The sequence below is a fragment of the Paraburkholderia sp. MM6662-R1 genome (assembly GCF_050436245.1).
Classification (GTDB): Bacteria; Pseudomonadota; Gammaproteobacteria; order Burkholderiales; family Burkholderiaceae; genus Paraburkholderia; species Paraburkholderia tuberum.
Genome location: NZ_JBNDLV010000004.1, coordinates 2,606,254 through 2,633,046, shown reverse-complemented (window position 1 = coordinate 2,633,046; position 26,793 = coordinate 2,606,254). Strand labels below are relative to the sequence as shown.

Annotated in this window: 18 protein-coding genes and 5 pseudogenes; 8 read left to right on the top strand and 15 right to left on the bottom strand. The window is 59.3% G+C overall.

Going from position 1 to position 26,793, the window contains the following annotated elements; genetic code table 11:
* Positions 1-28: 28 nt before the first annotated feature.
* Positions 29-4,162, bottom strand: a complete 4,134-nt coding sequence (locus OKW39_RS42010) for a hypothetical protein (RefSeq protein ID WP_429565365.1) — start codon at positions 4,160-4,162, stop codon at positions 29-31.
* A gap of 655 nt (positions 4,163-4,817) precedes the next feature.
* Here OKW39_RS42010 and OKW39_RS42005 point away from each other — a divergent pair.
* A pseudogene (locus OKW39_RS42005) lies at positions 4,818-5,047 on the top strand (IS5/IS1182 family transposase); the annotation flags it as partial.
* 179 nt (positions 5,048-5,226) lie between these two features.
* On the opposite strand, the gene OKW39_RS42000 reads toward OKW39_RS42005, so the two are convergent.
* From OKW39_RS42000 to OKW39_RS41990, 3 genes are all read right to left on the bottom strand, one after another.
* Positions 5,227-5,451 (bottom strand): hypothetical protein, encoded by a 225-nt coding sequence (locus OKW39_RS42000; protein ID WP_429565364.1) that lies wholly within the window; start codon positions 5,449-5,451, stop codon positions 5,227-5,229.
* Entirely contained in the window at positions 5,448-5,759 is a 312-nt protein-coding gene (locus tag OKW39_RS41995; RefSeq protein WP_429565363.1) for a hypothetical protein, read from the bottom strand. The genes OKW39_RS42000 and OKW39_RS41995 overlap by 4 nt, the downstream gene beginning before the upstream one ends.
* A gap of 383 nt (positions 5,760-6,142) precedes the next feature.
* Positions 6,143-7,695, bottom strand: a protein-coding gene (locus tag OKW39_RS41990; protein ID WP_429565362.1) for an IS3 family transposase whose coding sequence is annotated in 2 segments (ribosomal slippage) — positions 6,143-7,233 and positions 7,233-7,695 — 1,554 coding nt in all. Because the reading frame shifts where the segments join, the coding sequence is not laid out codon by codon here.
* Positions 7,696-7,987: 292 nt separating this feature from the next.
* On the opposite strand from OKW39_RS41990, the gene OKW39_RS41985 reads away from it, so the two are divergent.
* The 4 genes from OKW39_RS41985 (at position 7,988) to OKW39_RS41970 (ending at position 12,527) form a co-directional block, all read left to right on the top strand.
* Complete coding sequence (locus OKW39_RS41985; RefSeq protein ID WP_429565361.1) at positions 7,988-8,818, top strand: S8 family peptidase; 831 nt, start codon at positions 7,988-7,990, stop codon at positions 8,816-8,818.
* 19 nt (positions 8,819-8,837) lie between these two features.
* Positions 8,838-9,038: a hypothetical protein gene (locus tag OKW39_RS41980; RefSeq protein ID WP_429565360.1), complete on the top strand. Its 201-nt coding sequence runs from the start codon at positions 8,838-8,840 to the stop codon at positions 9,036-9,038.
* Between the two features lie 214 nt (positions 9,039-9,252).
* Positions 9,253-10,020 (top strand): hypothetical protein, encoded by a 768-nt coding sequence (locus OKW39_RS41975; RefSeq protein ID WP_429565359.1) that lies wholly within the window; start codon positions 9,253-9,255, stop codon positions 10,018-10,020.
* 1,043 nt (positions 10,021-11,063) lie between these two features.
* Positions 11,064-12,527, top strand: coding sequence for an MmgE/PrpD family protein (locus OKW39_RS41970; RefSeq protein WP_429565358.1), 1,464 nt, complete (start codon positions 11,064-11,066; stop codon positions 12,525-12,527).
* 479 nt (positions 12,528-13,006) lie between these two features.
* Here the strand turns inward: OKW39_RS41970 and OKW39_RS41965 are convergent.
* Positions 13,007-13,270 (bottom strand): annotated as a pseudogene (locus OKW39_RS41965) (transposase); the annotation flags it as partial.
* 113 nt (positions 13,271-13,383) lie between these two features.
* On the opposite strand from OKW39_RS41965, the gene OKW39_RS41960 reads away from it, so the two are divergent.
* Positions 13,384-14,403: an IS110 family transposase gene (locus tag OKW39_RS41960; RefSeq protein ID WP_429359434.1), complete on the top strand. Its 1,020-nt coding sequence runs from the start codon at positions 13,384-13,386 to the stop codon at positions 14,401-14,403.
* 481 nt (positions 14,404-14,884) lie between these two features.
* Here OKW39_RS41960 and OKW39_RS41955 read toward each other — a convergent pair.
* The 6 genes and pseudogenes from OKW39_RS41955 to OKW39_RS41930 all read right to left on the bottom strand — a co-directional run.
* Positions 14,885-15,733, bottom strand: a pseudogene (locus tag OKW39_RS41955) (IS110 family transposase); the annotation flags it as partial.
* 189 nt (positions 15,734-15,922) lie between these two features.
* Positions 15,923-16,930: a site-specific integrase gene (locus tag OKW39_RS41950; RefSeq protein WP_429563933.1), complete on the bottom strand. Its 1,008-nt coding sequence runs from the start codon at positions 16,928-16,930 to the stop codon at positions 15,923-15,925.
* Entirely contained in the window at positions 16,923-17,873 is a 951-nt protein-coding gene (locus OKW39_RS41945; RefSeq protein WP_429563934.1) for a tyrosine-type recombinase/integrase, read from the bottom strand. Before OKW39_RS41945 ends, OKW39_RS41950 begins: the two co-directional genes overlap by 8 nt.
* Positions 17,870-19,129 carry a site-specific integrase gene (locus tag OKW39_RS41940; RefSeq protein ID WP_429563935.1) on the bottom strand — a complete coding sequence of 420 codons (1,260 nt, stop codon included), beginning with the start codon at positions 19,127-19,129 and terminating at the stop codon, positions 17,870-17,872. Before OKW39_RS41940 ends, OKW39_RS41945 begins: the two co-directional genes overlap by 4 nt.
* Before the next feature lie 157 nt (positions 19,130-19,286).
* Positions 19,287-19,457: pseudogene (locus tag OKW39_RS41935) on the bottom strand (IS110 family transposase); the annotation flags it as partial.
* Between the two features lie 286 nt (positions 19,458-19,743).
* A pseudogene (locus tag OKW39_RS41930) lies at positions 19,744-20,493 on the bottom strand (IS91 family transposase); the annotation flags it as partial.
* 183 nt (positions 20,494-20,676) lie between these two features.
* Between OKW39_RS41930 and OKW39_RS41925 the strand changes: the two are divergent.
* Positions 20,677-21,498: a tyrosine-type recombinase/integrase gene (locus OKW39_RS41925; RefSeq protein ID WP_429565357.1), complete on the top strand. Its 822-nt coding sequence runs from the start codon at positions 20,677-20,679 to the stop codon at positions 21,496-21,498.
* Between the two features lie 93 nt (positions 21,499-21,591).
* Here the strand turns inward: OKW39_RS41925 and OKW39_RS41920 are convergent, their stop codons facing one another.
* From OKW39_RS41920 to OKW39_RS41905, 4 genes are read right to left on the bottom strand one after another with little or no spacing between them, the layout of a single operon-like run.
* Positions 21,592-22,602, bottom strand: coding sequence for a site-specific integrase (locus OKW39_RS41920; protein WP_090812760.1), 1,011 nt, complete (start codon positions 22,600-22,602; stop codon positions 21,592-21,594).
* A complete protein-coding gene (locus OKW39_RS41915; RefSeq protein ID WP_429565356.1) occupies positions 22,599-23,582 on the bottom strand; it encodes a tyrosine-type recombinase/integrase in 984 nt (327 codons plus the stop codon). The genes OKW39_RS41920 and OKW39_RS41915 overlap by 4 nt, the downstream gene beginning before the upstream one ends.
* On the bottom strand, positions 23,575-23,949 hold the full coding sequence (locus tag OKW39_RS41910; protein ID WP_429565355.1) for a tyrosine-type recombinase/integrase: 375 nt from the start codon (positions 23,947-23,949) through the stop codon (positions 23,575-23,577). Before OKW39_RS41910 ends, OKW39_RS41915 begins: the two co-directional genes overlap by 8 nt.
* A 28-nt stretch (positions 23,950-23,977) precedes the next feature.
* A complete protein-coding gene (locus OKW39_RS41905) occupies positions 23,978-24,838 on the bottom strand; it encodes a tyrosine-type recombinase/integrase (RefSeq protein ID WP_429565354.1) in 861 nt (286 codons plus the stop codon).
* 283 nt (positions 24,839-25,121) lie between these two features.
* Between OKW39_RS41905 and OKW39_RS41900 the strand changes: the two genes are divergently transcribed.
* Positions 25,122-26,330, top strand: a complete 1,209-nt coding sequence (locus tag OKW39_RS41900) for an IS91 family transposase (RefSeq protein ID WP_429565353.1) — start codon at positions 25,122-25,124, stop codon at positions 26,328-26,330.
* The last annotated feature ends 463 nt before the right edge of the window (positions 26,331-26,793 follow it).

The following is a 26,793-nucleotide window of genomic DNA, read 5'->3' as shown; positions in this document are numbered from 1 at the left end:
CATAACGAGCGGCCTTGCAAGCACAAGCCTACTTGACCGTCAAAATATCCACGTTTTTCATCTTCATATTCACTTTGAGGTCGGAGCCGACTGCCATCGTGGTGAGAGGATTGCCCTCGACTGACGTCACGGTTTTTCCGGCTGCACCTGCGATGAAGACGTTGACAGTCAGCGGACTGTCGCCAACCTGCCAGTCATTCCAGTTCAGAAGCACGACTCCCGTTCCCGCCGTACTGTCGAGGCGCAGTGCTTCGACAAGCGGAACGTCTGCATACACTAGCCGCGTGACGGACGTTGGCGCCTGTGTGACGGGCGTCACGGCGCGGGTTCTCGCATCGGCGTCCCAGTGACTCGGCAGACGATCCGGTGCGAGCCGTTCTTGTGACAGAAGGTATTCGGTCCCTGGGAAGAATCCGTACGCGATTGCCGTTCCCTTGCCGTATCTGTGAACGGTGACCGCGGGCACGGAAGCCCCCGAGCCGGTGAACTGCGCGACGACCTCCGTCGAACTGGCTGGGGAGAGCGGTGCGGCAAAAAGCCGAACAGGCCCGAACGGAATCTTGTAGGGGCTGCCGCTCACCGGGCTGACGGTACTGGCAAAAGGATTTGCCATGTTGCTTGCCATGCCAGCGTCGAGCCACGACTGGAAAGCTGAAGTCGAGTTCAAGGTCGATAGCATCTTATCGGGATTTTCGCGCAGTTGCCCCCACGGCCCGGTGGGCGTCGACTTTGTAAGTGGCGCGGGCACGTTAAGCCCCAGTACGTTCGCCAGCGTTCCTGGTCCGCCCTTCGACAACGAGTTGTATTCGTCCCAGAGACCCGCACCGGCCGTGGCGACGACCGTCCCACCGGCCTGGACCCACTTGGCGATCTCCGCCTGCGCGCCAGCGCTGATGTTGAGCTGCGTTAGATAAAGCACCTGGTAGCCACGCTCGGAAAGGACGCTCTCCTTGTTCGAACACCCCCCCGCAAGATCCACATCGTCCACGAAGTCCACCGAATACCCAGCATGCTCCAGCGCATAGTAAAGCCCGGCAGATTCCATCGAATAGAGCTCGTATGTACCGGAGCCGCCGCCCGGACTGGGACACTTGGGGGTGCAGTCACTACTGGTCACTGGAAACCAGAGTGAGCTTTGACCCGGCAGTTGCACCGCCACCTTGCTCCGGGCGGGTTCGCCGGGATAGAGGATGCTTTCCGTCTCGCCAAGGCGCCGAATTGCGTTTGCGACTGGTCGATAGGCTGCCTGGTTTTCCGACCAGGCGTTATCATCACTCCCGATCACCGACGCCGATGGTGGGTTTCCGGTGTATGGGATAACTTTCGGGCCAAAGCCATACACGTCGACGATCTTGGCTCCCTGTCCGACGAGCGACAGGATCTTGTAGCTTGCGCCTTCAGGATGGGAACCCGTGTCGGAGCCGACTGTAAAGTTACCAAAGCCCTTCGATGGAGTCCGCATGCAAGGAGTATTGGACGGGGGTTCCATCGAGGCAGAACGCAGCACGGCACCGACGAATGATAAGTACTCGGCGCTGTAGTCCCAGTCGTGCTGCTCTGCCCAAAGGTTGGCATTCAGGCGAGCGGAAAGGAACCAGTCCATTGTCTGACTGGCGTCATCGAGCCCCGACGGCTTGACCGATCCGTAGTAGTTCCACTGTCGGTAGGTCCGGGTAGTGTACGGAGAATCGGGGCTCCAATCCACGTACGCGAACGCGTTGGGGAATATCGCGTGAATGGCCTTACCCTCCATTTGCACGAATTCTGCTGCCTGCCGGTCGTAGAACTTTGTCGTCCAGTAGAACTGTTGCCGGGCGTCCAACGAGGACCCATCCACCGCGCTGCCTCTCCCAATCGGCCCAGACTTAAATGAAAACGTGAGGCCTTTATGCTTACTCTGTAGGTCGGTCATGTACGTGTTGTACGCCTTTAGCAGGTCTGCTTTGCTAACGAAGGCGGGAAAATTTATCCACACGTCCGGGTAATACCACCCGGGCTCGTCCCAGAAAAGTGCCTCCTTGACTTGCTTTGGGACGGGAGAATAGTTCTTCATTGCGCTCGTCAGTGTCGTCGGACAATTAACACCGGTGCCCTCGCATTGATAGTCGAACGTGTAAGCAATACCGGCGTTCACCACCGTCCGATTCGGAATTCCGGCCGCCGTAAGTGCGCTATCCACCATCGTCTCCGCGTTGCCAGGCAGGGTGCTAGCTGGATAGGGATATGCGTCCGGCACGAACCCAACCGTATTGAAGCCTAGGCTTTGGAGCGCACTCGCTGTTGCGGCGATCAGCGCTGGGCTGTACTCGCCGAGAAAGTACGAGTAGGCAGACACGGTGAACTTTGTTGGCGGCTGAAGGACCTTTGCTGCAGCTGCCCAGGACTGGTACTTTTGCGCGTGTCCAGCGGCCGTCTCCATCGCCGCCTGGGCATCCCCGGTGTAGGCATATCCGGGGACAAGGATAAGCACCGGGTTACCTGTGGCTGCAGTCAATGAAACAGTGTCCGTGAGTGTTGCGAGGGTTTGGACAGGGCCTCCCGATGACGGTACTTGACCGATTTGGATCTGGTACGTGGCGGGATCTGGAGTCTCAGTCAGGGTCTCAGTCAGGTCGCTGCCGAGTTTGACACCGACTGCGAACAGAACCTGACCAGTTTGACCTACCAGCGGAGGATCGGTGATGTCCAGGGTTTGCCATCCCGCCGAAGGACATGTGCTGCCAATTTGTTTCCCAACCGGCATGGTGATATTAAGAGACGTGCCCGGCTGCCGGACCGTAAAATTGGCAGGGCACTGTCCGCTGGCCACATTCAGCAACGACACGAAAATCTGGTACTGACTGGTAAGGTCTATCGCTGTGAATTGGGCATAGCCTGGGTAGGCCGTCGTCAACACAACGGGTAGCCCGTCGGCCGAACTCGCCGTCATGAGCGGCATTTGGCCGGGCGTGAGAACAGTGCTCGCGGGAGGCATGGTCGTCTGGCCTCCCGAGTCGACCGTGTAGACCCACGTTCCGGTCCCAACGATGCCTTGGTTGTACTGAAACGCCGGCGGCTCGGCGCGTTCATCGTACTCCGTTGTCGTCAGCGTCAATGCCGTCGCCGTGGCATCAACAATAGGAACATCTCTATTCACCGGAATCAGACAAGGAGGGTCCGGGAACGGCGCTACACAAGGATACTTGGGGCCCGTGGATGCAGGGATGTCACTCTGCAGCGGCCACACCTTAAGCGGCGTCGTGGTTCCTGGAGACTGTAAAGGAGGTCGCGGGTAAATTGCCTCTGGGCTATACGTAAATCGTTGGAACAGCGCGGGTCCCGCGATGTCTGAGGCTTGCCGCTGAATCGAGTTGGCGGGGTTCGGCAGCAATCCCGTTGACGGATCAAGGTTGAAGGTCGTGAGACCGGAACCGCTTCCACCGGCATAGAGCTTATCTCCATTGGCGTTCACGGCAATCTGCTCAATGCTGCCGTCGCTACCGGAGTCGAGGGTGAAATTTTGCCGCCCAGAGGGTAGACCCGCGCCTGTACCAAGCGAATAAATGAGGATTCCCCCGCCGCCCGGGCTCCCGCCGACCGAGGTCTCATTTACTCCGACGTAGAGCATCTCCACGCCGTTCTTTAGGTGCGCGATGGCGAGGGACAGGATCTGCGTACATGGAACGGGGATTTTGCTTCCGGTAGCCGAGCAATCGTTCGGAATTGAGACCGGCCCGCTCACGATGTTTCCGGAATTATCGAGGTCATACACGGAAAGACCAGCCTGGTCTCCCGGCAATCCCGAGACGTCACTCCATGCGATATAGAGCCGACCTGCGGCGGGGTCGACGACCATATCCTCCACCTGATTTTTCTCGTTAGCCGCAAGCGGAAGAAACGTGGTCTCCGGATAAAACTGCGCTGCTCCGACAATGTTGTGACTGGCGTCGAGGGATAGAACGGCGAGATTCTTTCCGTCCGCCGCCGAAGACGCGCCCCCAACATAGACGCGGTGCGCACCGGGATACACGGCCATTGCAGATGGTGTCGCGGACATCACCGCGTCCGCCGAGATCACGACTGGCGTGACCGGAGTAGCGGTAGCCGCATGTGCCGAACCAAACAGCAAGGAAAACAGCAGGGCAACGGAACACAGCGGCCCTAAAATCTTCGGCGATACCATGAGCGTCTCTCCAGCACGGGTTAATTACCCACCGGTTGCACGTGCACAACCAGGCTGGGGCTGTCACTGGTCGAGCCCTCTGCAGCCGCAGATCTTTTCTCCCACGCCACGGTTGCATCAAGCTTGCCGGACTGCAAGCAGAATGGCAATTCGTGCCTGGTCATAGGCAGACCAGGACGCGGCGCTGCGATCAAATCAGCGCTGTTTTCACGCGCGCGAAACTCAACAACTCACCGGCCGGCTTCAAAATGTTCGCGCTAAAAACAGTAGATGCTCGAATTGAGCGAGTCAATTTTTTCGCGACCCGCGTTTGGGCAGTCGCGCTTCCGTGATGACACACGCCTCCGGCAACCCGCCGCCAACGGACACTCCAGTGTAAGCGCCGTTTGTAGTGCTTAGTTATTCTGTCTACTTGCCGCTGGAATCAAACAGATGCAAATAGCAATGCCCCAGAGGCGGAAGAAACCGTACGGTGTCCTGCCGACCGGTATACGCATCCCTAATTCGTCAGTCGGCTCTGAACAACCATAGAGCCTTGAACCGTGGGGGCTTTTCGGCAGAAATCGTGTTGCTGGAATTGGCAGATGCCTGGCATATAGCCTTGTGTATCCTGTCGATTCTGATGAGGTTCGGATGGGTCCAAAGGCGCCTGTAACGGACGTTGCGCGCAATGATTCGGCGCCGCAGCGCGTTCGAACCGGCGATCGGTCATATGAAGGCCGATGGCAAGCTCGACAGGAACTGGCTGAAGGGAGCGCTGGGCGGTGCCATCGATGCCGTGCTTTGCGGCGCCGGCCATAACTGCGCATGATCCTCAGGAAACTGCGGCGTCTTTACCTCCTTGTACTCATGTCGCTGCTAAGCCGTTTCGCGGCGTCAGCGTGAACGGCCCCGACGCCGAAAGCGAATTACTCAGACCGGACCAGATAAGATCGCGCGAACGCTGACCGACTTACTGCGCGGGACAACTCAGATCTCCGGGCCTTCCGATACGCAACGTCGTGATGAAACCAGGGACGTAGCGTTGCGCGCGCTGGGCTGGCCGACCTTCAGCAGTTGTGTATTCATCGCTCAGACTTCGCAATGCGCTCGGTTAGCGTTCTATGAAAGCGCTCGATGTCTTGACGGCTGGCGAGCTTTGGCACGTCGAACTCGATCTTGCGAGCCTTCTGGCCGGGGCCTGCCACGAGTGACGTGGTGACGCCCCGGGCGTCAGCCGCGCCGTGTCCCAGTTGGGTGCCAATCACCTGCCCGGTCTGGTCGGTGATTACGGTAAGTTTCCTGATCATGAGAACGTTCCTATTGCGAGGTTGTAGGCAAGCGGCCACGGACTGTCATTCACGATGGGAAACGAATACGAGAACGACACCGGGTAGTAGGCGTCCGGCTCACTGCTGTTTCCTTCTACTGCCGAAACAGTTATGTTTCCGGCTGTCAGGTCGCCAAAGTTTTCGTCACCTCCCTCGAAGTTTGCTGCAACAGCAATCGGGCCGTTAAACAGAGCGCCGCCAAACGTCGTAGTCCAGTAGAGCGTCTGTTTCGCAGCCGCAGTCGTAAAGCTGCCACTGTTAAACCATGCCATTTGTTTCGCCTCCATATATGCCTCGATGCGCGAAGATACCGCTTTGCCCAGCCAGTTTCTTCAAAACGAGGCCCGTTGAACTGTCCTCAAACGCCGTGGTCTTCAGTCGAGTTGTGAGGCAGATCCGGCCATGCCGTTTCATGACCAATCCTCTCCAATCAAATTCGTTAATGCATAGACTATCTGTGCGCCAGATTCCTGATTTTTCGGTGCGCCTTCCTGGAGGACTTCCGGCGCTTCGTGGAATGGGATTGAGTTGCCTGTGGATAATATATACGTGGTCCATTGCATTTTGGCCTGAATTTGATGTTCGGTATTAAATGTTCGGTTATTGACGAACAAGTGTTCGGGTATTTCTATCGAGTTGCGGCGGTTGTCAACGCAGTTGTCGCGTCACTTCAAGCAACCTGCTTTAGTTCTTCCGGCTGCATGCGCTCCGGATTGAGCCAGACTTCATCCTTCAATTCCCAATCGCGCGTCGATCGGGACCAACGCCGTGGATTGCGCTGCTTGGCCTTTGCATAAACGACGTCACGTTGCGCGAGCACTGCGGCGGCTACGCCGTTGTGGCGCTGCGCCGGCGTGACGAATTTCAGGCCGCTGTGTTTGTGCTCATGGTTGTACCAACGCACGAACTGCTGCGTCCAGGCCCGCGCTTCATCAATTTTGCCGAACGGCCTGCGCGGGTAGTCGGGCCGGTACTTGCAGGTGCGGAACAACGACTCCGCGAACGGGTTGTCGTTACTCACACGCGGCCTGCTGAACGAGGCCACGACCCCCAGGTTTTCCAGCGTGGCGAGCATCGTCGCGCCCTTCATCGGGCTGCCGTTATCGGAGTGCAGCACCAGCGGACGTCCTGCCAGGCCCTCCGCCAGACTGGTACGTCGCATCAGCAACGCAGCCAGTTCCGCCGACTCCGCTTCATGCACTTCGTGACCGACTATCTTGCGGCTGAACACGTCCAGCATCATGTACCAGTAGTAATACTGTCCCTTAACCGCAGCCGGCATCCAGGTAATGTCCCACGACCAGACCTGATTCGGACCGGTAGCACAATGACTGGTTACCGCCCGGGCCGAGGGCTTGCGCGCACGACCCCGGTAGTGCTGCTGCAAGGCGCTGCGCAGCACGCGATAAAAGCTCGACTCCGACGCGAGGTACACCCCACGATCCGCGAGGCGTGGCACGATCTGGCTGGGCGGCAGGCTGGCAAATTCCGCACTATTGGCGACCTCAAGAATCTTTTGTCGTTCGGCCTCACTCAGTTTGTGGGGAGGCTGCGGCCGCACGGTCGTGGTGCGACCATCGGCGCGCACCGTGTCGCCGTCACGCACCCAGCGCTGGAATGTGCGCACGCTCACGCCCAGCTCGTTACAGGCCTTCTCCAGGCGGCAGCCCGCCTGTGCTGCCTCGCGAATCAACGATATACATAGCAGGCGATCCGGGACGTTGATCAATCGTCCTCTTTGTCTCCCCAGATCGCCTGGGCTTTTTTTCTCAGAATCAGCAACGCAGCCGCTTCCGCCAGCGCCTTCTCCTTGCGCTGCAATTCCTTCTCGAGCTGTTGGATGCGCTTCTTGTCGTCTTTCGACTGATGGCGCTGCTCGCGCGCCTGCTCGGCAGCATTCGCGTTGGCCGCCTGGCAAGCAGCCCGCCACGCCGCGATCTGTTCCGGATAAAGACCTTTGCGGCGACAATACCCGGCCAGCTCCGCTGCATTGAGCGGCGCGGCTTCCAGCACTACCGCAAACTTGTCTTCCGAAGACCAACCTTCGGGATTCTTCCCATCGCCCGGCACTGCAACTCCTTGTCCCTTGGCCTGCCGGCGCCACGTGTACAACGTCTGTTCTGTAATACCCGTTTCTCTGGCCAGCGCCGAAACCAGCGCATTTTCGGGCGGCATCATGCGGCGCACCAGCGCTTCTTTTCTTTCTGCTGAGTAGGGCTTCATTCATTCCGATTTTACCGCCCCCGGACCATGTCTATAAGAATCAGATAACACGACAACTATTCTGACGCCGGGGGGTTGGAAAACGAGTGGCATGGCTCGCGATAAGTGCCTTGAACGAAGGTCAAAATTAATTCCGTCCCCGCCATATTTATCGACTAGAGTTGATTGAACGCAGTTAGACCATTGAAGGTAAATTAGCGCCTGAAGGGAGGAGATGGTGGGCCCATCAAATCGCTCCCACGATCCATCGGATGGCGTCGCATGTCTGAATATGGTCGGACTGCCGCGACTGATGGCGCGCACCAGCGGCCGGCCCGAGATTGCAATTGGCCTGATCGACGGCCCTGTCGCACTCGATCATCCCGATCTCGCTGCCGATAAGATTCGCGAAGTCTCGGGCAAACTGCCGGCTAAATGCTCCAATGCTGACGACGCGGCCTGTACGCATGGCACCTTCATCGCCGGAATCCTGCTCGCAACACGCGCGTCCATAGCGCCCGCCATCGCCCCGGGGTGCAACCTTTTGATTCGACCGGTTTTCGCGGAGGCGCCCGCCAACGAGGATCGAATGCCGAGTGCAGCCGCCGCGGATCTCGCGGACGCCATCGTCGGCGTTATCGATGCCGGGGCGCGGGTCATCAATTTGAGCGTCGCGCTGCAAAGTCCATCGCGGAGCGGTGGACGCAGTCTTCAGGAGGCGCTCGATTTTGCGTTGCGTCGCGGGATCGTGGTCGTAGCGGCGGCCGGCAATCAGGGCGCGGTTGGCGGATCCGTCCTCACCCGTCATCCGTGGGTAATACCGGTGATTGCCTACGATCTGCGCGGGCGCCCGATGAATTTGTCCAATCTCGGAGCCTCGATCGGGCGATGCGGGCTCGGTGCCCCCGGAGAAGCGGTCACGAGTCTCGGTGTCACCGAACCGCTTACGAGTGGCGGCACCAGCGCGGCGACGCCATTCGTCACCGGCGCCGTCGCTCTGATCTGGTCGGAGTTTCCGGCTGCGACCGCTGCCGAGGTGAGGTCTGCTCTCACACTGGCGGCAGCGCCGAGGCGGACCAGCATAGTGCCGCCATTGCTGAACGCCTGGGCCAGCTACCAGGCAATGTCGAGAGCTCGAAGCTGAGCATGATCGGAGGTGCTGTATGCGAGAAGATAATCCCGCTGGCAAGAGCGAGGCACAGTCGCGGCCTTATCAGGTGAGACTGCCGGGCTTCTTTGCCGAGGAAGCGGTCGGGCTGGGTGATGTTGTGCAACGCGGGGCGGGCGCGATCGGGATCAAGCCCTGTGGCGGATGTGAGCGACGCGCTGCTGCGATGAACCGCTGGATGGTCTTCACGCGGTGACGGCAATCGGGATCGGTCAGACGAGGAGACGCAAATGGCGGAACCAGAAATCGAAGTGCAAGACACATCGGATCAGGGACCATCGACGCGGGAAGCGATGGGGGCCGGTTCGCTGGGTTCAGTAAGGCCCGCTTCGTCAACACAAACCATAACTCCGCCGCCCTCATCGCTGGCGCAAGAGCCATGTCCCGCCTGCGGATTAAACGGACCCGCAATGGCCACTTCCTATGTTTACGCGCTTGGCCGTATCGAGCCCCGTTTCCCGCGAATTTCAGTAGAAAAAGAATTCGTGCAGGCGACCGGCCGGGCGGACACCGTCAATTTGACCGACCGTCAGGCCTTGCAGCAAGTGCTCGAGCAGAATCGCTACTTGGTGAAGCAACTTTGCTGGGTAATGACGATTGGAGGGCTCGAAACCTATCTCGTTGTCCCTCGCGATCCGACCGACTGGAACCGGTTCGCAGAAACGCTGCGGCCGAACCCTAAACCGGGCGACGTCGATCTCATTCTCGGCGTCCGCGGCCCGTTGGCTCCGCCGGAAATGTGCAATGGTTTGCTCGTGCCGATTGTCGCGTTCGACCAGCTTTACTCGTTCGATCGAGACTCGCTGATCGACTCAATACCACAACCGGAAAACGTTGCGGCCGAGAAGTTCAGGGAGGCCGCAGCAGAAGTGTTCGACAGGATCATGCAAATGACCGACAACGCCGGTGCTACCGACGGCGATCGTGCGCTCAACTATCTGACGGTCCGTTATCCCGCGATTTATGCTGCTGTAGCTCAAGCGCACGGCCGCAATTGCTCGCTTACCGCAGTCGATGTACGCCCGTCACCATTGGGCGGGGTGCGCACTATCGTCGAGGTAATCTTCTCGTTCACCGATCGCGCAACCGACGTAGTCGAAAAGCAGTTCCTGCGGGTGGATGTGACCGACGAGTTTCCGTTCCTGGTCACAAAGTTGTCGCACTATTACGACCGGTGAACGGAAGATCACGATAGGAGGAAAAAAGCAGTTCCTACGAGTGGATGTGCCCGACGAGTTTCGTTACCGGTCAAACAGTTATCGCCTTATTTCGATCGGTGAACTGGAGAATCACGATAGGAGGCAAAAATGAGTATGCCTGGCTTTACGGCAATGGTGTCGTTAGAAAAAGCGACGTATAGATATGTGTCCGGGACGCCCAGAATGGTTACGCAAGGGGTTACCGGTGTGGTCCCTTCTTTACATCTTTTTTATGATCCTAAGGCTCCTGTTACTTGTGACTGGCCCTGCCGCATGGTTGGGAGCGTTTGTTTTTGCCCCTGAGGGCCGCTCCGGCTGCATTCGACGGTTCAGACGGCGCGCCGGCAGGAACTCTCTGCAAGTCAGCGAAAACAATAGCCTGCCGGTTCATCTTGCGCGGAGCTTCCGACTGCTATAGAGACCCATTGTGCCGTCGCCGATCAGTAATGATCCCGGCTGCCGCGATTCGCGTGAACTCCCCCGATGTCGATCTCATCATGGAACGGTCGGCCACAGACAGCCGCGTAACGCTAAGCCGTGGAAAATATTTCTATCGAAATCTGATTGGGGGCGAATTGTTGGATCCGTGTGACAGTGGCGTTCCGGACATCATGAATGTCTTCTGCCATTTCGATGAGGCGACGATAGCGCAAACAGGCCGGAACCGATTGTGAACACTGAGAGCCGTCTTAGAAAAGGGACCGAGTGATGGAGCCAAACATCAATTAGGCGCTCTGCCGATTCCTCTCAACGCGCCATGGCACGTCCACCGGCGCATTGTGGGCGCATAGCGGCCAGTCAGACGGCTAAGTTGCGCGCAACTGAACGGCAGCACCTGGCCGACTCCTGCCTCTGACGCGGCCGGCGGAAGTCGACCCGAAGCGGACCTCGGCTGCTCTGGTCGCGCCCACACCAATACGTTAATCTCTAGTTGCAAGTGATCGTAAACGGAGATGCGCACGACGCGGAGAGCCCTACGGTGGGCGCCGTTGCTGCCGTCACAATCATTGCGGAGTGACCAAATGGCGGCGCATGGCAATTTCTTGATCGAGAGACGGAAGTTTTTGGCACAGGCAGGTATTGCCCTAGCTGCCGCTGCCATCCCGACGGGTGCCCGAGCCGCCAATGCACCTTCCGTTATGCCCCAACTTAGCGCTTATCTGGCTGAAGCCGCGAACCGCCCCCTTCCCGACGAAGTGGTCGAAAAAGCCAAGTACCACATTCTCGACACTTTCGCGGCGATGGTTTCCGGTTCGCTCTTGCCTCCGGGAAACGCCGCATTGCAATACGCGCGCGCCGGTGGAGCAGGAGGAGAGGCGACCATCGTTGCTTCGACACTTACCGCCAGCCCGGTCGAGGCGGCATTCGTGAACGCTATGCTCGCTCAGTCGGATGAGACCGACGATTCCAATGAGTTCTCGCAATCCCATCCAGGCTGCGCCATCGTACCGGCGGCATTTGCTATGGCCGAGAAATTCGGTGTCGATGGCAACCGCTTCCTGCGTGCCGTCACCCTTGGCTACGACATCGGTCCGCGCGTGACGATCAGTTTCGGTGCGCTCGACTTCCGCAACAATAGCCACAAGAGCACACATGCCATTGCCGAAGTTTTCGGCTCGGCTGTCGCCGCGGGCTGCATTACCGGACTTGGAGCGCAGCAGATGCGATGGCTGCTCGATTACACTGCACAGCAATCCGCCGGCATCGGGGCTTGGACGCGCGACACCCAACACATGGAAAAAGCGTTCGTCTTCGCCGGAATGCCGGCGAAGAACGGAGTGATGTCGGCGCTTCTGGTCCATTCCGGCTTTACTGGAATCGATGACATCTTTTCGGGCGCCGACAATTACTTTCTTGCCTATGCGCCCAACGCCAACCAGGACGAACTGATCAAAGACCTTGGCTATCGCTACGAAATTGCCAGAACCAACATAAAGAAGTGGCCAGTCGGCTCGCCCATCCAGGCGCCACTGGATGCAATGGACAATATCTTCAAGAAGCATGAAGTAGACCCGGAGAACGTCAAATCTATCGTTGTGCGCGTTGCGCACACAGAGGCGCGGATCGTAGACAACCGCGAAATACCTGATATCTGCTTGCAGCACATGGTATCGGTCATGCTGCTCGATAAGACCATCTCGTTTCAGGCCGCGCACGATAAGGCCCGCATGAGCCATCCGGACGTCTTGCGGGTCCGCGCTAAGGTCGAGCTTATTCCCAGCGATGAGTTGGAGGCTCTGGAGCCGGCCAGGCACGCGATCGTCGAAATTACCCTGAACGATGGAACGGTGCTAACGGACCATGTTGCGAATGTCCGCGGCACGGCCGACAACCCCATGGACCGCGGCGAGGTGGTGCGGAAGGCGACGGACCTCATTGAACCCGTTCTGGGCAAGGCGAATAGCGCTGGGTTGATCGAAAAGCTAACGAGGCTTGAAAAACTCAACGATCTGCGAGGGCTGCGTCCATTTCTTCAGAAGGCCTAACCCAGCACTCCAACCGACCGCCAATGACCGACATCTGCCCATTGCGGCCTGTCGACCCAACGCGACATCTATGGCGGCCTTCAAGATTACAACGGCCGTTCGTCGACTCACATTGGGGACGGGAGTTCTTGAGGTTTGTTCGATGCCTGCCCATGTCCGTGGACTCGGGGTGCGCGCCGGCGCGTGCGGGCAGGCGTTGAATAAACCTGAAGGGAGGAAACCGCGGAGTGCTCTGATGCAATGGAGTCTTCGGGGCTATGGCGATTGATTGCCCGGGATGGCGAGCGGTGTTGCGGGATGCGTGGTCAGGCGGGAGGCCGGCTGAGGGCTGAGGTTGTGCCGAAGCGGTGCAGTGGCGCCATCGTGATGGCGGAACGGACGTGCAAGGGCCTGTGCGAAGCGACAGACGCAAAGGTCTGCTCGTGGGCCGCGTTGCCGCAAAGCCGAGGGTCGGGTTGTTCGTCCTGGAACAGTGGCGCTCATATCTCGCCCCGGCGCGTGGGTGGTGCGCGGATCGGTGCAGTGCGCGCAAGGATATCGATGACGATCATCGGCGCGCCGCAGTGCCGGCAGATGAAGGCGGGGCGCGTTTCGATGACGGTTTCGTGAGCTGATGTGTTGACGTCGGTCGCGACGTGCAGCAGTTCGCGGACCTTCGCGAGACTGGCGCGGCGCACCGGGTTGGCGAGCAGTCCGTAGTGACGGATACGATGGAAGCCACCGGGCAGCACATGGAGCAGGAAATGAAATGAACGCGTCCCACCCGAGTATATGAGCGCAAAGGAAGCTGGATCCTCACAGGCCGATGTGCCTACGTGGAAAATACGAAGTTTCCAGGCAAACCGGAGGATCCGTCGTGAAGCTTACGCCAGTTGGGATTGACATTGCAAAGTCGGTGTTTCAGGTCCACTACGTCGATCAGGAAACCGGAGAAATCGTGAACAAGCCGATCAAGCGGGCAAAGTTTCTCGAGTACTTCGCGAACCGGGCTCCGTGCCTGATCGGCATGGAGGCGTGCGGCGGATCGCACCACTGGGCCCGGCAACTTACGAACATGGGTCACGTGGTAAAGCTGATGCCGGCGAAGTTTGTGAAGGCGTTCAACATCCGCAACAAGAACGATGCGGCAGACGCCCGTGCAATCTGGATGGCTGTGCAGCAACCCGGCAAGGCCGTCGCGGTGAAGACCGAGATACAGCAGGCGATGCTGGCGCTACACCGTATGCGGCAGCAGCTGATCAAATTTCGCACGATGCAGATCAACAACCTGCGTGGACTGCTGATGGAATATGGAGAGATCATGAGCAAGGGCCGGAACAAGCTGAACAAAGAGATACCGGTCGTGCTCGAACGGATCGCGGAGCGCCTGCCTGCCGTGCTGATCGATACGTTTCGCGAGCGGTGGAATGGACTGGCGAAGCTGGACGAACAGGTTGCCGAGATCGAGCGCCGGATGCGCGAGTGGAAGAAGGACGACAAGGCGGTGAAAGCGGTTAGCGAAATTTGCGGCGTCGGGCTGCTGACGGCAACGGCAGCCGTCTCAATGATGGGTGATCCGAAAGCATTCAGTTCGGGGCGGGAGTTTGCCGCATGGGTTGGCATCGTGCCGAAGCAGACCGGCTCGGGCGGAAAAGTGAACCTGCACGGGATCAGCAAGAGAGGCGACACCTATTTACGGACACTGCTGATTCACGGCGCGCGTAGCGTAATAGAGCACGCAAAGGAGCCCGGCGAGTGGGTCGAGCAGATGATGAAGCGGCGACCAAAGAATGTGGTGGTCGTTGCATTGGCGAACAAGATGGCGCGGACGATCTGGGCTGTGCTGGCCCATGACCAGCCGTACCAGAAGGCCTACGTGAGCGTGAAGCCCGTCTGAATGGTTCACGCGAAGCAGAAGATCAACGGTTAACACAGGGTGAACGTCGAAAGGTTGCGCAGCAATCGAGTGTGATGACACCCATTAGCGGGCTCGTGTCAAGCGAGTACGCAAAACCCACGGCTGTCAGCAGCCGGGTTCACATTCCACGGCTGATTGCAGTAGCTGAGCGCGCCCGTTTCTTCAATTCCCGGCTGCGACGGATCGCGCCAGACACCCATCAGGATCAAGCGATCGGCGTACTGCGGTTGCCTGTCGCCCTGGTGGCTTCGCCACCCCAGAAGAACTTTGGTACCGCAATGCGTCCATGGGGTTCGCACAAGTGCAAGGGCTGCCGGGTTGTCGGCGCCAATCCACAGTTGGCTCGCATTGCGGGCGATCCGCTTTACTGCATATCAGGGACGGCGGCACAGCATCCTATTCAAACCAAAGTGGTTGAATACCAGTCATCACATGAGGCTTGCGGCCGCCGTCGTTAGCTCTACGCAAAGCAGCGCGTCATATCGAATGGTTTGTGCTCCTTCAGCATGTGGAAGCACGCCCGGGCGAGCTTGTGCGCCAAAGCTTTGCGCGCCAGGATAGTATTGGTCTTGACCTTCTTTCGCTCATAGAATCGTTTGGCCTCAGCGCAATAGCGCAGCGCAAAGTTGGCCGCTTCGATGAATGCCCAGGACAGATACGGGTTGCCATTCTTTGTGTTGCCTTCGCCTTTCTTTTTGCCGTTGCTCATGTGCTGGCTGTCGACGCAGCGCGCATAGGAAGCGAAAGTGCCGGCGCTGGCGAAACGCTCGATGGTGCCCACCTCCAGCAGAATGACAGTTGCAAGAGTCTGGCCGATACCCGGCGCCGTCATCAGCAATTTGTGGTCAGGCTCCGGTGCGACTTTTTCACGGAGACTCTTTTCCAAAAGGTCGATCTGTGCGCAGAGCGTTGTTATGACCGCGACATTTGCCCGAACCGCGAGTGCGACTTCGTTTGGCAAGTGCATTTGTTTGATCGATTCTTCGTCCAGTCGTTTTACCTGATTGCTCGTGATTCGCCTGCCGAACTGGCGTGCCGTGATGTTCTCCACCGCGAGGATGTGGCTGGTGCGGCTTCGTACGAGTTGCATTCGTTTCCTCGCAAGATCACGGACAGCACGCTGTTGTGGCGGCAGGATGGTCCCTGTCGGGAGTATCCCCAGGCGCAGCAGGTGAGCTAGGTAACGTGCATCGGTCTCATCTCCGCTGTGCTTGAGTCCGTCGTATTTTTTGATCGCCGTCGTATTGGCGAGATGCACTTTGAAGCCCGCTTCCTGCAGCCCGTCGACAAGCCAGTACCAATTGAAGGTCCTATAGAAACATTTCTATAGCACGTTTTATGGACGCCCCGGAATTATGCACGCTTTGTCGTTGAGGAGAACGGAGTGCGCGGCGTGGGTGCCGATGTGAATCGAAGTATGGGGCGTGCCGCGCGCGCTTTCGAGTTCCTGAGCATTGCAGGGCTCACTGATCGGTTCAGTTCACGTGGCCGAGCATAATCACAAGCCCTCGAGGAACTGCAGTACGCGGTCAGTGGGCCGGTAGCGGTGTTGCCTGCCGTGGGGCAATTGAAGCGTACTGAGGGCCCTTTCCTTCATTGCCAGGTCTGCCTCTATGTACATGTGCGTGGTTGCTGGGTTCTCGTGACCCAGCCACAGCGCGATGACCGTGAGGTCAACGCCAGCCTGAAGCAGGTGCATGGCAGTCGCGTGCCGAACCAGGTGCGGTGAGATGCGTCGGCCCTTGAGTCCCGCGCAATGAGTCGCCGCAGCCTGGTAGGCGAGGTTAAGGCGATCGGTTATTCCGGTTCGCGTCATCGGTCCGCCTGAGCGATTTGGAAAGAGCCACTGTCCGGGTGAAGCGCCAATTTGACGAAGCCAGAGCCGGATCTGGCTTGCGGTGCTACGCCAGAGCGGGACCACACGTTCTTTGCGACCCTTACCGTGAAGTCGAACAGAAGGGCTTCGATCCAGATCGACGTCGCCGACGCGTATGCCGATGAGTTCGGATACCCGAGCGCCGGTGTTATAGAGGGTCGCCAACATCACGCGATCGCGCTGGCCGCACCATGTGTTGGGGTTGGGTGCATCGAGCAAGGCGCATATTTCTTCTCGGGAGAGGAAGCGGACCAGCGGGCGCTCGTAACGCTTCATCGGAATCGCGAGCACCTGTTGAATCGTGCCGAGCGATTCTGGTGCTCGGGACGCAGCATAGTGCAGAAACGAACGAATGGCGGCAAGCCGGAGGTTGCGGCTGCGGATGCTGTTTTGGCGAACCACTTCGAGATGATTGAGGAAGTCGAGAACCAGTGGTGCATCAATATCGCTGAGTTCCAGGCGTTCAGGTTTCCGATGCAATCGATGTTCGGTGAATTGGAGAAGCAGCCTCATGGTGTCGCGGTAAGCCGCCACCGTTCGCGGGCTGGCGTTACGCTGCTGTATCAGGCGCTCCATAAAGAACTGCTGCAGCAATTGCGCAAACGTCGGTAATAGGTTCAGATCAAGCATGATTGCCTCCTTGAACGAAGTGCTCGAAGCGATCGCCTGCGATGGTCATCAGCTCAGGTATTGCCGTTACATACCAGAACGTGTCGGTGACCTGGGTATGTCCGACATAGGTGGAAAGCACAAGCATCGCATTACCGACATCGATCCCCTCCTGATACCAGCCGACAAGACGGCGGCAGATAAAGCTGTGCCTCAGATCGTGGATGCGCGGGTGCGGGTGACCTCCTCGCGCCTGCCATCCGAGCTGCGCTCGAAGACGGGCAAAGGCATATGCGATCTGACGATAGTTCACTGGCCTCCCGCGGTCTGACACGAAGAACGCGTCGGTCGTCGACGCGGGCAGCCTTTTATCCCGAATAAAGGCGTAGGCACGGAGGGCTTCGGTGGTGGTCGGATGTAGAGGAACCTGGCGGGCTTTCCGAAACTTGCTCTGACGGATCGTGAGCAGGCCGCGTTCCAAGTCCACGTCCGAGCGCCGAAAGGCCAACGCCTCCGAGATACGCAAACCCGTGGCCGCGAGCAGACCGAAGACGGTTTCACAGGTAACTGGACGCAGGCTACCGGCGGGCGGAAGTCGTCGCGCAGTATCCAGCAACGCGTCGATCTCTTCCTCCGAGTAGATATGCGGAGTCAACCTTCGGTGTCCTGGTCCACAGAGTCCCGGCGGTGCAATTTCGGTGGCGGGATCAAACTGCAGGCGATACTTGGCGAACGGGCTCAAGATTCTTAGCCGACCTGCTCTCGTGGTGGCTGTCGCGCGGCTGGACGAACAGGCCCAACGCAAGGCCAGTTCTTCCGTGATCGGACCGCGGTGGCCGATTTGATCGGCGAAGCGTGCAAAGCACAGCAGCCGCCTTTCCTCACTCTCCAAAGCGAAGCCGAGTCGCCGCCGGCATTCGAGATAGTCCTCGACCAGGGAGACCATGGTAGTGGCGGCCTTCATGTGCGTCTCCCCGGCCATGGCAAGGCAACGGTGATGAGCCTGGGTAGATCGACTTTGACATAGATGGTCGTCGTGTTGACGTTGCGGTGGCGCAGTAGATCGGCGATGTCTTTGAGACTTGCCCCTTCCCTGAGTAGCCTTGATGCGACCGAATGGCGTAGCACATGGGTTCCGGTCCACCGCTGGGCGAGGCCGCACCGGGCGTAGGCACAGCGTACGGCATTACGCACCAGGCTGGGCCCCACCGGTTCATCGTGCGGAGCGCGGTGCCGCACAAACAGTGCGCGGCTTTCCGTTCGCGGGCGCCCGAAGCGCAAATAGTCAGCGATCGCGCGCCCCGTCTCCAAAGGCAACGGCAGAAGTGTTGTGCGCTTTGCCTTCGCTTTGGCAATCCGAAGCGTTCCTTCTCGCCAATTCAAGTCATCGAGCTGGATAAAAGCCACTTCGCTCGCCCGTAGGCCCAGGTCCACCAGACAGCGAACGATCGCGTAGTCACGTCGGCCGGTTGGACACGTATGATCGAAGGAACTCACAAGCCCCGCCAGTTCTGAATCGGTAAGAGAATCCGGTAACGCCGCTAGACGCCAGTAAGCGACTCTTGGGACTGCGGCAATCAGGGGTTCGGTAGGTTGTCCGTGTATGCGACGGAAACGCAAATAACTCCGCAGACAGTCGCCAATGATTCCTGCTGTCCGGGGTTGGCAGCCCGCGGCGCGATCAGTCACGAATCGACAGATCTCTTCTGGCTTGAGGCATTCAAGCGCAATCGGCCCCCAGCCAAATCGGGCAATGAGGAATTCACGGACGTAGCGCAGACGGTAGAGACGCGTTGCTGGTGCTAGCCCCTGCACATCCTGAAGATAGGCATCAAAGAGCTGAAGCTCCTCATTTACGAACACGGACACTGGCGTTGATCTCGGCGGAACGACGCCCTCCGCGCGCAGCATGCGAAGCAGATTGCGGAGCGCGCGGCGAAGATTAGCGAGGGTGCGCGGACTTGGCTTGTAGCAATGGCAGACCGGGAGGTGCACCGTAAGAAAGCGATGTAGTGTCGCCTCGTCGATGTGATCGAGAGCGATGCGCTGCGAAGTCAGCCACCGCCCGAAGTGCGACGCGCATTGCAGGTAGTTCCCTACAGTAACGCCCGCATATCCGCGTCGGACCAAGTATTCCGCGAAAGCCCCAACGAGGGGCTCGAGTGCGCCGTACCGTGCACGATTGCACGCGACGACTTCAGAAATGACTTGCGTGATCATGATCGCTCTCCTGAGAGATGGCGATGAAGCCATCTGGGAAGAGCAGTATCTGTTATGCAAGGTCGACCGTTGGGGAGGCGCTACCCGGCGTCCAGAGGAATTGGGCGTCGCACCTCAGAATGACCGACAAACCGTGCATAATTCCGGAGCGTCCATAAAACGTGGATTCGACCACGACGCCAGCCAGTTCCGTTCGCCATGGCGAGAGAAACGCAAGGATTTTTGGCAAGTCGTTAGGCATGCGCTTTTCCGCGACCACCCGGTCCGCCTCGTCGGTCACAGTCACGACGCTGTTATTCGAATGCAGGTCAATTCCGCTATATTTCATCACAGCCTCCCTTCGGTTAAAGCAGTTGGCAAACTCACTTTAACCGCGCCGCCTCCATGACGACGGTGGGAGGCCCGCTAGATGATTTTCAAACCAGGTAGGACCGGGACTCGCTAAACCTGAATGCGCCGTCGAGCTTCGAGCTCGCGCAGGAAATGAGGTGCGAGTCAGCGTATTTCATAGAGGCCCGCAGCAGCAATACCGGCTGCAACAAGGCCGGATATAAAGCTGCAGCCCATCCTGTCTGTCTGAACACACGAAAACTGTTGCAAACGGGACGCGTTCATATAAAGCGGCGCATGAACTCGCCGGCTTCGAGGGTCATGGTCTTGTAGCGGGTGTGCCCCTTCGCACGGTAGTCCTTCCAGCGGAAGGTCACGCCGCGTTCATCGAATGCAAGCAGGCGCTGGCTGGAGATCGCGACGCGGTGCGTATAGCGCGACAGGTACGCGAGCACTGCTTCGGGTCCTGCAAAGGGACGCTTTGCGTAGACGATCCATTCGCAGGCACGCAGCGGCGCAAGCCACACGTCAAAGACAGCTGGGTCGGCAAGTTCAGCGTACTGGCCGAAGAACTGCAGGTGGCCGTGCCGGTGCGCGTCCGTGAGCGCTTCGAGCAAGCGCCTGCGGAACAGGCGCGATAGCACACGTACCGGCAGGAAGAAGCCGGGCCGGCATCCGATCCACCGCTGACCATCGGGCGACAGCCCACCACCGGGGACGATACCGTGTACGTGCGGATGATGCGTGAGTGCCGAGCCCCAGGTGTGCAGCACGAGCGTCGCGCCGATCTGGGCGCCGAGGTGCTTCGGATCAGCGGCAATGGTGCGTAGCGTTTCGGCGGCGATATCGAACAGCAGCCCGTAGATGACGGCCTTGTTGTACCAGGCGATGGCACTGATGGGCGCGGGCAGCGTGAAGACGACATGGTAGTACCCGACCGGAAGCAGATCGGCCTGGCGTGCCTGGAGCCAGCGATGCGCAGCACTGCCCTGGCACTTCGGGCAATGACGGTTGCGGCAGGTAATGGAGTGAACTCCATTACCTGCCAAGTACTAAACCGCTGAAGCGGTAGTGGGAGGGATGCGAAGGCGAGCGGCTGGCGTTCCGTGAGGACGGTTATCTGGAGCCGGACCGTAGCGAGGTGGTGAGCAGGCCACCAGGAGCAGCATGGAGATGCCCGACCGGGCACTCCATCCACTGTTCCCAGGAGGTCCACCATGACACTGCTCCGTGAACGCATGCAGCACGACATGCTGATCAGAAATCTGGCAGAGAACACCCAGAAGTCCTATCTGCTGCAGGTTTCCAGTTTCGCCCGGCATTTCCGGCGCTCGCCCGAACTGCTCGGCCCCGAAGAGATCCGGGCCTGGCTCGTCCATCTTCGCGAGGAGCGCAAGCTGGCCCCCGGCAGCCTCGGCCCAACAATCGGCGCACTGCGCTTCCTCTACCGCGTGACGCTCAAGCGACCCTGGAGCGACGAGGACTTTCCGTTGCCGAAGAAGCCGTTCAGACTGCCGGTGGTCCTGAGCCTGGAGGAGATCACCACCTTCTTCGAGTCGATCGCCAGTCTCAAGCAGCGCACCATCCTGATGACCGCGTACGCGGCCGGGCTGCGCGTGTCGGAAGTCGTGCACCTGAAGGTCGCCGATATCGACAGCCAGCGCATGGTCATCCGCGTGAACCAGGGCAAAAATCGTAAGGACCGCTACGTGATGCTCTCGCCGCGGCTGCTCGAGATCCTGCGACTGTACTGGCACGACGCTCACCCCCGGGAGTGGCTCTTTCCAGGTGACATCCCCGGCCAGCCCATCACCCGGTCCGCAGTAGCGCTGGCTTGCCGCATCGCGCGCCAGCGCAGCGGGATCCAGAAACCCATCACGCCGCATTCGCTGCGGCACGCCTTCGCCACCCACCTGCTGGAGACCGGCACCGATGTACGCCGGATCCAGCTGCTGATGGGGCATCGCTCCCTTTCGACGACTGCCCGGTATTACCGGCCGAAAGTTGTTATGTGCAGTGTTGAATCCCGCTCGCGATAGCAAAGGTTTCCCGTCGTCGGAACTCTACATAAAAGTTTGGGCAGGATGTGGAGGCCCGCATTCCAAAAAACGGCGTGCGTAACCTCCGCAGTCCTACAGCGAATGCAGCCATTCGAGCAGCGTTTTGTTCTGCTGCCAGGATGGGATCTTTGGAAGCGGTGCACCGTCGGTGGCTTTCTCGAGAGCCTTGCGCTTCATCTCAAGATTTGCGCGAGCATAGATCTCAGTTGTCTTCACATCGACGTGCCCCAGGAAGTCGCGGATGATCTCGAGCGGGACGCCACTTTGCAGCAGGTGCATTCCCTTTGTGTGCCTCAGGCTGTGAGGACTCACCCGCTGCGTGAATTCGGGGTGACTTCGCCGTACAGGAATCACATACTTTTGCAGAAGATAACGCACACCCGAGCGCGATAACCGTGTGCCTTGCCGGTTCTGGAAGAGTGGTTTGTCGGCATGTTCAGGGCGATCGAGGTTGTTATCGCGTCGATACTGGCGTAGCAGTTCGACGGTCGAGTCCATCAGGGGCACGGCGCGCAGCTTTCGGCCCTTTCCCATGAGCCGCACCTGCGATGGAGGATCCACGCGCACGTCCCCGGCGTTCAGGTCAATCAACTCCTGTACCCGGGCACCGGTATCATAAAGTACGCTCAACATCACTGCATCCCGGCGGCCCTCAGACGTATGCAGGTCCGGTTGTGCGAGAAGCTGTGCAAGGTATTCCTTGGAGAGGTAACCGACACTGGCGCGCGGCTGTCGCCGTAGCGGGATCGCGAGGATCTGCTGACACTGGAGCAGGCGCTCGGGTTCTTCCGATTGTACGTATCGGAAGAACGCGTGCAACGCCGCGAGACGATGATTCAGTGTGCTGACCGAAACGTGCCGGTCATTGGCCAGGTGATCAAGGAATGCCTCGACCAGCGGTACGTCGATCTGTGCCAGAGACAGACGCTCCAGTGCGATTCCCTGCACGTCTCGACAGAATCGCAGCAGCAGGGTGAACACGTCGCGATAGGCCTTGATCGTGTTGGGGCTTAGGTTGCGCTGCGCGGCCAGATGGTGCGTCAGGAAGCTGGTCACGAGCACGGAGAAATCCGTCGGTTTCATGATCCGTTCCTCCGCGGGATGACATCACCGAAGGCAGCGCTGGTGCGCGCCGTGATCTCCGGAAACAGCTCGGCGATCAGATGCAAATAGCGCTGCGTTCCAGCGAGGGAGCGATGGCCCATGTAGGTCGCCAGCACCGGGAGCTTCGCATTGAGGTCGGCTCCCTCCTGGCACCACCGCAGCAACGCATGGACGGCAAAAACATGTCTCAGATCATGTAAGCGCGGCCCCTTGCCCCTGCCGGCATGCGGGACCCCGCAGCGCAACAGCAGCTCCCGGTACAGCCAGTAGACGGCTGGGTGGCTCAACGGGCCGTCGGATGGCGAAGGGAAGAAGTAGGCATCGGACGGGCGCTCGCCCATGACTTGCGCGTAGGTTCGAAGGCGCTGTACCAGGGGCAAGGCTGGGGGAACGAGCCTGTCCTTTCGAAATTTGCCCTCACGCACCGTCAGGATTCCCCGAACAAGGTCAACGTCGGCCACGCGCAGGTGCAGCACCTCGCCCACCCTCAGGCCGCAGCCATACAGGAGCCGGAGCACTTCCGGCATAATGAGATGCCGCATTGGGGATCGTGCGGTCGGTGTAAGCTGGTCAGCCGCCTGGAACAGCCGCTGAATCTCGGCGTGGGTCAGAATGCGTGGCGAGAAACTGTCAGAGCGCTTTGCCGTCAGCGATCGATCCGGCACGTCAGCAGAATATCCCAGCCGGCACATGAACAGGGAAAATTGGCGAACTGCGCAGATACGATGATCGTGGGTGCTCTTACTCTCGTGGGGCTGTTTGGCGAGCCACTTGCGGCTGATCGAGCGCGGCAGCACGCATTCGGATAGCGCTTCATCGCTCAGGAAGCGGTCAAAGCATGCCAGCAAGCGGGCTTGCTCATCATATCGATAACCACACGCCCGTTTCTCTTGGACGAACTGTTCCATAAGTGAGCCGACAACGCTCCGGAACTGCCCCTTGAATGCGCTACTAGACATGGCGCATCTCCTCGGTGTTCAACGCGGCAGTGCGCAGGGTTTCCACGTCGGTCTTCGCGTAGATCAACGTCGAGGCCGTCGTCGCATGCCCCAGGATGTCGCTGATGACTTGAAACGGCGTCTGTTCATGAAGCAGTCGTGTCGCGAGTGTGTGGCGTAGCGAGTGCAAACCATGGCGTTGTGGAGTCCGGAAACGAATCCCGGCGAGGGCCTTCCAATGCTTGACGATGTGATGCAGGTTAGTAGCCTCCCAGAAGGGTTGGAAAGGCGCATTCAACGTGAGAAACACTTCTCGATGACCCGATTGAGGACGGCCCGATCTCAGATAGTCAATCAGGGCTTCGCCGACTTCTTCCGGTAATGGCAAACAAAGAGGTGCGAGGGTCTTCGACTGCTTAACCTCTATTGTGGCCGTTTCCCCACTTCAGATCGTCGATGGTTAGTGTCCGAATGTCGCTCGCTCTCAATCCGAGGCGACAGGCAAGCAGAAGGATCGCGTAATCGCGCTTGCCTTTGGGCGAGGTTCTATCGACGACTTCGAGCAACCTGATCACAAGTTCCGGATCCCAGACCGATGGAACAGTCGCATCGCGGGGAACGTGGACCACCGGCAATACATGGCTGAGATCCTGCTGCAGAATTCCTCGCAGCAGAAGAAAGCGCAGAAAACCACGCACATCGGAAACGATCCGTGAGACGGACTTGGCCGCCAGGCGATGTTGCGAGGTCACAAATGCGCAGAGATCGGCCGGCGGCATCTGGTCAAAAAACGTGATATTCCTTGAACCAAGGAAATCCGCGAATATCGCGATCTCCCGCATCCGCTCGCGAAGGGTCGTTGTGCGAAGATGACGACGATCTCGACAGTACAGTTCATAGTCGCGCAATGTCGTGCTCATGGGCGCCGGGACCTGGATCTTCTGCATGTCGGTGACGGTACGCTCAATGTGTCCGTCACGCGCAAAATCCTCCAGAACCTTGAGGGCAAACACGATATGCCGTCGCCACCCCTGCCGTGAGTTCAGGCACTCACCCTCATACATCTGATACGCAGTGCGAAACTGTTCAGCCAGCTCGTACGAATACTGATCTTCCAGGCTCATCTCGTGACAAAACGCGATGAGATGTCGCCAGACTGCGCGATAGCGCGCGAGCGTTCGTCTGCTGTAATGAAGCCTCTCCAGTTCGCCCACGGCACCAGCAACGAACTGCTGCAACGGCAGGTGGCTTGAAACTTGATGGGTTGACTTCTCCATGATCGAGCTCCTCACAAAGGCGATCCCGATGGCCGCCAGGAGCCCATCATGAAATTTTATGTGCAGTTGTTCAAACCTGATGCCTTCTCACGATGCGTTTGACGTTGCTACTCTACATAACGATCTACTGTCGGTAATATCGCAAATGTGCTGCAGCACATTTACGGTACCTGAAAGTGGCGACCAGCACCGTGTGTGCAACCTCCAGCCCCTTCGACCTGCTGCCGCACCCCGAGTCGCTGCAGCCTCCACCCAGTCCGCCCGAGTATTTCTGAACACCGTCATGCGTGCGGCGCTCGAGGTGGCGGATATCTTCCGCCGCTGCGGGCCGAAGTACCGGCAGAGCCATGCCGGCGGGCTCAGCCGTGCCCAGCGGCGTGCCATGAGTGCGATCGAACTGTGCCGCACCGCGGCCCTCGGCGGCCATGTCGAACAGTGCGACGCCTGCGGTCACCAGCGCATCACCTACAACTCGTGCCGGCATCGGGCCTGCCCGAAGTGCCAGTCGCTCGCCCGCGCGCAATGGCTCGAACACCGGCAGGCTGAACTGCTGCCCGGGGTCGAGTATTTCCACGTGGTCTTCACGCTGCCCGAACCCATCGCGGCGCTCGCCTGGCAGAACAAACGCGTGCTCTACGACATCCTGTTCCGCACCAGCGCCGAAACCCTGCGCACCATCGCCGCCGATCCGAAACACCTAGGCGCCGAAATCGGCTTCATCACGGTCCTGCATACCTGGGGGCAGAACCTGCAACACCATCCGCACGTCCACTGCGTGGTCCCGGGCGGCGGCATCGCCCCGGACGGGGAACACTGGATCGCCTGCCGTCCCGGCTTCTTCCTGCCCGTGCGGGTGCTCTCACGGCTGTTCCGGCGTCTGTTTCTCGCACAGCTGCGCCATGCCTTCGACACCGGCGCGCTGCATTTCTACGGTCAGCTTGCACCGCTCGCCGACATTCGGGCGTTCGCCACCTTTCTCGCACCGGCCGCACAGGCCGAGTGGGTAGTCTATGCGAAGCCTCCCTTCGGCGATGCCCGGCACGTGCTCGACTATCTGGGCCGCTACACCCACCGCGTGGCCATCTCGAACAACCGGCTGGTCAACTTCGACGACGGCCACGTCACGTTCCGGTGGAAAGACTATAAACACCCCGCCGCAACGAAGACCATGACGCTTGAGGCCGACGAATTCATCCGCCGCTTCCTGCTGCACGTGCCGCCCGATGGCTTCAAGCGCATCCGCAGTTACGGGTGGCTCGCCAATCGCCACCGGACCGCCAGGCTCGCCACCTGCCGCCGCCTGCTCGGCGTCGTGGCTCCCGCGGACGACATGCCCGACCCGATGGAAGACTACCGCGACCGTTACCAGCGACTCACTGGCAGGTCCCTGCGCGATTGCCCGGTCTGCGGCAACGGCCACATGGTCTGCATCGAATCCTTCCTGCCCGGTGCACTGCCGCGTGCACCGCCACCCGCTCACCATGTTCACTGATGCGCGTTCGCGCCGCGACCTCTCACGTTTCCATGCATTCCGGATGGCAACGCGTCCGGCCCTGCGTCGTCGGGTCTTTGCCTTAGGCAAACGCCCCCCCATCGGCACCCTCGACCTCGCCAACCCAACGCCCGCACCAACCTCACGTACTCGTCCATTCCGCATCATCGTTGTCCGGTGCCCGCTATCATGCGTGGCGCGCGCTGGATAACCTTTGCGACCATTCAATGCCCATAGAGGCGACCGCCTGCGGAGCGGTTCAGCACAAACGGATTTTTAGTTACCGATTGCGGTCCGACTTATCTGGACTCGCTCATAGGTTCGTAGCCGCAATCGCTAACCAAAAATCCCTCTGCCTTATGGGAAGTTCTGTCTAACGGGGAGTTGCAGATCAGGTTCGGCGTGTCATTGGCGATCTGAAAGTCGTCAAAAACTTACGGTGTGAAACTCACCGCGTGGAACC

What these genes read in the sequence shown, in the direction of transcription:
- OKW39_RS42010 (WP_429565365.1), bottom strand. Translation starts at nt 4,162, where the DNA reads ATGGTATCGCCGAAGATTTTAGGGCCGCTGTGTTCCGTTGCCCTGCTG.
- OKW39_RS42000 (WP_429565364.1), bottom strand. Translation starts at nt 5,451, where the DNA reads ATGATCAGGAAACTTACCGTAATCACCGACCAGACCGGGCAGGTGATT.
- OKW39_RS41995 (WP_429565363.1), bottom strand. Translation starts at nt 5,759, where the DNA reads ATGGAGGCGAAACAAATGGCATGGTTTAACAGTGGCAGCTTTACGACT.
- OKW39_RS41985 (WP_429565361.1), top strand. Translation starts at nt 7,988, where the DNA reads ATGGCGCGCACCAGCGGCCGGCCCGAGATTGCAATTGGCCTGATCGAC.
- OKW39_RS41980 (WP_429565360.1), top strand. Translation starts at nt 8,838, where the DNA reads ATGCGAGAAGATAATCCCGCTGGCAAGAGCGAGGCACAGTCGCGGCCT.
- OKW39_RS41975 (WP_429565359.1), top strand. Translation starts at nt 9,253, where the DNA reads ATGGCCACTTCCTATGTTTACGCGCTTGGCCGTATCGAGCCCCGTTTC.
- OKW39_RS41970 (WP_429565358.1), top strand. Translation starts at nt 11,064, where the DNA reads ATGGCGGCGCATGGCAATTTCTTGATCGAGAGACGGAAGTTTTTGGCA.
- OKW39_RS41950 (WP_429563933.1), bottom strand. Translation starts at nt 16,930, where the DNA reads ATGCTTGATCTGAACCTATTACCGACGTTTGCGCAATTGCTGCAGCAG.
- OKW39_RS41945 (WP_429563934.1), bottom strand. Translation starts at nt 17,873, where the DNA reads ATGAAGGCCGCCACTACCATGGTCTCCCTGGTCGAGGACTATCTCGAA.
- OKW39_RS41940 (WP_429563935.1), bottom strand. Translation starts at nt 19,129, where the DNA reads ATGATCACGCAAGTCATTTCTGAAGTCGTCGCGTGCAATCGTGCACGG.
- OKW39_RS41925 (WP_429565357.1), top strand. Translation starts at nt 20,677, where the DNA reads ATGACACTGCTCCGTGAACGCATGCAGCACGACATGCTGATCAGAAAT.
- OKW39_RS41920 (WP_090812760.1), bottom strand. Translation starts at nt 22,602, where the DNA reads ATGAAACCGACGGATTTCTCCGTGCTCGTGACCAGCTTCCTGACGCAC.
- OKW39_RS41915 (WP_429565356.1), bottom strand. Translation starts at nt 23,582, where the DNA reads ATGTCTAGTAGCGCATTCAAGGGGCAGTTCCGGAGCGTTGTCGGCTCA.
- OKW39_RS41905 (WP_429565354.1), bottom strand. Translation starts at nt 24,838, where the DNA reads ATGGAGAAGTCAACCCATCAAGTTTCAAGCCACCTGCCGTTGCAGCAG.
- OKW39_RS41900 (WP_429565353.1), top strand. Translation starts at nt 25,122, where the DNA reads ATGCGTGCGGCGCTCGAGGTGGCGGATATCTTCCGCCGCTGCGGGCCG.